The organism is Devosia sp. (assembly GCF_034675085.1).
Taxonomy (GTDB): domain Bacteria; phylum Pseudomonadota; class Alphaproteobacteria; order Rhizobiales; family Devosiaceae; genus Devosia.
Window position 1 is genome coordinate 1 of record NZ_JAUCDN010000293.1, and the last position, 4,052, is coordinate 4,052.

A 4,052-nucleotide genomic window follows, 5' to 3' on the forward strand; every position below is an offset into this window, starting at 1 on the left:
TTTACGGTGCCAGTTGCCATGATGCGCGTTCCCTCGTGCAGTCGCTGCTGCTAGGCGGTCCGGGCCACTATTGGCCCAGGACTGGAGTGATATCGAAATATCGGAAAGTGACGTCAGCAGGCGCGAATGGAATTCGCAGGATCAGATCGGTCGGCCGCAATATTCGATGGGTGGAGCGTAGCCTGAAAAAAAAGCCTGTTCAATATCTGTTTACACACAACAAAACGCTCCGGAAGAAGGGGCTTCTTTCAGAGAAAAACAGTGCATCGCCAAGTATTTGCGCCAGGCGATGAAGCCTTGCGCTGGGCTGGAACCGGTCGGCAGGCGCGGTGCGCCATGCGGGAGACCGGGGCCGTCCGGGGTCGGGCCGCGCACGCCGAAGCGGGCGGCAGGACATGTCCACCATACTCCAAACCGGGCCGGGGCAAACCCGCCTTTTTGACGCATCTTGGGGTTTGCCGCTGCATTTGCCCGCTTGCGCTCGGCCCGATTTTCCGTCAAATCCAACGCCCACCGGGCGATTGGGCCCGGCCCTTCAGAGTGCGCTCGTCTTGACCAAGACGTTTTGTTCTTCCGGCAATGTCATTGCCGATCGCCGCGCCGAATATGCCCGTATGCTGGCCGAAACCGGCGAGCTTGGGCCTGCCATCGAACTCGTGGAGCAGGCGCTCGACATTGCCCCCGACTGGACCGCGGGCTGGGACCTTCTGGGCAGCTATTGCGAAAAGGCCGGTGAGATCGCTCGCGCCATATCGGCCTGGCGCCATGTCGAAGCGCTTGACGATCAAGGCGTTTTTGCCGCCGGCTTGAAGCTGGCCGCCCATGGCGCGGGCCAACTCTCGCAGGGCACGGCGGTCAGTTATGTCGAAGCGCTTTTCGATCAATACGCCCCGCAATTCGAGCAGTCCCTGGTCGGCAGGCTGGGCTATCGCGTGCCCGAGATGCTCGACGCTCTGGTGCGGGCCGAGATGGTGCGGCTGGGCATAGAGCGCTTCGCCGCGACGCTGGATCTGGGCTGCGGCACCGGCCTCATGGGTGAAAGGCTGCGGCCTCGGACGGCGTTCCTCGAAGGCATCGACATTTCCGCCGCCATGATCGCCGAAACGGCGCGCAAGGGCATTTACGACCAGTTGCAAAAGGGCGAACTGGTCGCCGCCCTCAACGCCCGCCGCGCAGGCGCCGATCTGGTGACGGCGGCCGATGTGTTCATCTATTGCGGCGCGTTGCAGCCTATTCTTTCAGCGCTGGTGCCCGCGCTGCGGCCGGGTGGGCTGGCGGCGTTTTCGCTCGAGGCCCATGACGGCCCCGAGGCTGTGTTCCTGCGCCCCTCGCTGCGCTACGCCCATGGCGTGGAGGCGACGCGGGACGCGCTGGTGGTCGTGGGGCTCGAAATTCTGCGCTTCGAGCAGGCGGTGCTGCGCTTTGACCGGGGCGCGCCGGTCATGGGCCTGCTCGTCGTCGCGCGCCGCCCGCCGATAGAATTGACCGCGGCCAATGATGGCGAGGATGGCGGCGATGTGGCGGCCTAGCCAAAAGCGGCTCGGCTTGGCACAAGTTGGGTTTACCCCAACCGGAGCCGACCATGAACACCATCCGCTATGATTTCCGCTCCGATACGGTGACGCGGCCCAGCCCCGCCATGCGCGCCGCCATGGCGGCGGCGGAGGTGGGCGACGATGTGTTCGGGGACGATCCCAGCGTCAACCGGCTCGAACAGGTCATGGCGGGCCTATTGGGCAAGCAGGCGGCGCTGTTCGTTTCTTCGGGGACGCAATCGAACCTTCTGGCGCTGATGAGCCATTGCGGCCGGGGCGACGAATTCATCGCCGGCCAGGAGGCGCATTGCTATAAATTCGAGGCCGGCGGGGCGGCGGTGCTCGGCTCCATCCAGCCTCAGCCCATCGCCCATCAGGCCGATGGCACCATGGCGCTGGCCGATATCGAGGCCGCGATCAAGAGCGGGGACAGCCATTTCGCCACCACCCGCGTCATTGCGCTGGAAAATACCTTTGGCGGCCGCGCCCTGCCGATGGACTACATGACGGCCGTGGCGGGGCTAGCCCGCAAGCATGGGCTGGGGCTGCATCTGGATGGCGCCCGCGCCTTCAATGCCTGCGCCGCGCTGGGCATCGGCATCAAGGAGCTGGCGGAGCCGTTCGACACGGTTTCCGTTTGTCTGTCCAAGGGCCTGGGCGCGCCGGTGGGCTCGGTGCTGGTGGGGCGCAAGGACCTGATCGAGACGGCGCGGCGTCACCGCAAGATGCTGGGCGGGGGCATGCGCCAGGCGGGGATGCTCGCTGCTGGCGGGCTTTACGCCATCGAGCATAATGTGGGGCGACTGGTCGAGGATCACCGCCGTGCCCGCAGGCTGGCCGAGGGGCTGGCCGGCCATTCCGCGCTCAGCGTCACCATGCCCGACACCAATATCGTCTTCGTCGAGGCCGACCCGGCCATCGGCGAGCGCTTCACCCGGTTTCTTGCCGAAAAAGGCGTCGGCATCACCGGCCGCTACGGCACGCAGCGCTGGGTGACCCATCTGGACGTCGATGACGATGCGGTCGATGGCGCGCTGGCGGAAGTGGCCGCCTTCTTCCGCGGCTGAGGGCCGGGAAGGCTGGGGCAGAGTCAATCGGCCATCCGGTCCACCGGCGGGGTGCCATCGGTGATGAAGACGAGGCTGAAGGTGGCGCCATTCTCCGCGATGGCGTCGCATTCGAAACGGGCGATGCCGATAAAGGGGTTTTCATAAAGGCAGGTGCCCTCGACGCGCGTCTCGCGCACATCGGTCTGGCTCTTGCCGATGATGACCTTGTCCAGGTCCTGGTGGATTTCCCCGCTGATCACTTCGTCGTTCACGCCGGAAAAGGCGAGAATCTGGCCGCCTGAAAAGGCGTATAGGCCGACGCGGCCGTCGTCATAGACGATCTGCATCACGCTTTCGCCGCAGCTCGGGCTCAGGTCGTCGTCGCCCAGCATCAGCTTTTCGCAGGCGCCTTCCATGGTGAACATGTTGACGGGCGCGCCGCCCAGCGCCGGAGCGGTCAGAATGGCGAAGGCGGCAATCGTGGCGATGGGGCGCATGCTGTTCCTCCCAACAGAGCGATGAGGCTCATGTTGGGAGGTGGGAAGCAAAAAATCCACCCTGATTCAGGGGCGGGCTCAGGCGGCGAAATAGCTTTGCAGCGGGCGCACGGTGAGGCTGCCCTTTTGCAGCGCCACGATACCCTCCACCGCCGCCAATGCGCCGTCGATGGTGGTGTAATAGGGAATCTTGGCATGGAGCGCCGTGCGTCGGATATCGCGGCTGTCGGTGACCGATTTCAGGCCATCGGTGGTGTTGATGACCAGTTGTACGCCGCCATTCTTCATCGAATCGACGATATGGGGCCGGCCTTCCAGCACCTTGTTGATCTTGGTGGCGGCGATGCCGTTCTCGGTCAGATAGCGCTGAGTTCCGCCGGTGGCAAGGATGGTGAAGCCGCCCTCGACCAGATGGCGGGCCATGTCGACGATATATTGCTTGTCCTCGTCGCGCACGGAAATGAAGGCGGTGCCCGAAAGCGGCACCTTCTGGCCGGCGCCGAGCTGGGACTTGGCGAAGGCGAGGGCGAAATCGGTATCCAGTCCGATGACTTCGCCGGTCGATTTCATTTCCGGGCCCAGCACCGTGTCGACGCCGGGGAAGCGGTTGAAGGGGAAGACGGCTTCCTTGACCGCGATATGGTTGAAGGTCTTTTCCTTGAGATTGAAGCTGGCCAGGCTTTCCCCCGCCATGATGCGGCTGGCGATCTTGGCGATGGGCTCGCCGATGACCTTGGCGACGAAGGGCACCGTGCGGGAAGCGCGCGGATTGACTTCGAGCAGGTAGATCACGCCGTCCTTGAGGGCATATTGCACGTTCATCAGCCCGCCGACCTTGAGCGCGAAGGCCAGCTCGGCCGTCTGGCGCTTGAGTTCGGCCATGGTCTCGGGCGAGAGGGTGCGCGGAGGCAGCGAGCAGGCGCTGTCGCCCGAATGGATGCCCGCTTCCTCGATATGCTCCATGATGCCGG

4 protein-coding genes and 1 pseudogene are annotated in these 4,052 nt (G+C 64.5%); 3 read left to right on the forward strand and 2 right to left on the reverse strand.

The window, feature by feature from the left end:
- From VDP82_RS14940 to ltaE, 3 genes are all read left to right on the forward strand, one after another.
- Positions 1-293 (forward strand): hypothetical protein (locus VDP82_RS14940; protein ID WP_323015629.1); only part of this gene is annotated, 293 nt, incomplete at its 5' end.
- A gap of 258 nt (positions 294-551) precedes the next feature.
- Positions 552-1,529, forward strand: a complete 978-nt coding sequence (locus VDP82_RS14945) for a methyltransferase (protein ID WP_323015630.1) — start codon at positions 552-554, stop codon at positions 1,527-1,529.
- Between the two features lie 53 nt (positions 1,530-1,582).
- Positions 1,583-2,602 (forward strand): low-specificity L-threonine aldolase, encoded by a 1,020-nt coding sequence (ltaE, locus tag VDP82_RS14950; protein WP_323015631.1) that lies wholly within the window; start codon positions 1,583-1,585, stop codon positions 2,600-2,602.
- A 23-nt stretch (positions 2,603-2,625) separates the two neighbouring features.
- On the opposite strand, the gene VDP82_RS14955 is transcribed toward ltaE, so the two are convergent.
- Together VDP82_RS14955 and VDP82_RS14960 are read right to left on the reverse strand one after the other, a co-directional pair.
- Positions 2,626-3,081 carry a hypothetical protein gene (locus VDP82_RS14955; protein WP_323015632.1) on the reverse strand — a complete coding sequence of 152 codons (456 nt, stop codon included), beginning with the start codon at positions 3,079-3,081 and terminating at the stop codon, positions 2,626-2,628.
- A gap of 78 nt (positions 3,082-3,159) precedes the next feature.
- Positions 3,160-4,052 (reverse strand): annotated as a pseudogene (locus tag VDP82_RS14960) (carbamoyl phosphate synthase large subunit); the annotation flags it as partial.

Bases quoted from the DNA above. Each gene is read 5' to 3' on its own strand.
- VDP82_RS14955 (WP_323015632.1), bottom strand. From the start codon at position 3,081: ATGCGCCCCATCGCCACGATTGCCGCCTTCGCCATTCTGACCGCTCCG.
- ltaE (WP_323015631.1), top strand. From the start codon at position 1,583: ATGAACACCATCCGCTATGATTTCCGCTCCGATACGGTGACGCGGCCC.